1 protein-coding gene is annotated in these 223 nt (G+C 51.6%); it reads right to left on the bottom strand.

All coding sequences use genetic code 11. The features are described from left to right. Nucleotides 1–223, bottom strand: a 223-nt coding sequence (locus tag H8K52_RS22175) for a transposase (RefSeq protein WP_186924832.1), incomplete at both ends; no start/stop codon positions are given.

Below are 223 nucleotides of genomic sequence, written 5' to 3'. Positions count from 1 at the left end.
CCATCTTTATGATTGGGGCGACGATAGCCAATCACGCCATAGATATTGCGCTCAACTAAACCTTTGCAAATGTGGGGTGTGAAGTAGCCTGCATCGAGGCCCACTGCGCCAATTTCGAAACCGAAGCGGGTACGCATCCGATCAAGACGATCCAGATAGGGACCACTATCATGGACATTGGCTGGTGTAACGTGGGTATCGGTGATGAGGGAATGGACGCCAT

It is taken from the genome of Affinundibacterium seohonense, from assembly GCF_014284305.1.
GTDB lineage: Bacteria > Pseudomonadota > Gammaproteobacteria > Burkholderiales > Burkholderiaceae_D > Undibacterium > Undibacterium seohonense.
The sequence above is the reverse complement of the archived record's forward strand: the minus strand, read 5'-3'. Positions and strand labels throughout refer to the sequence as shown.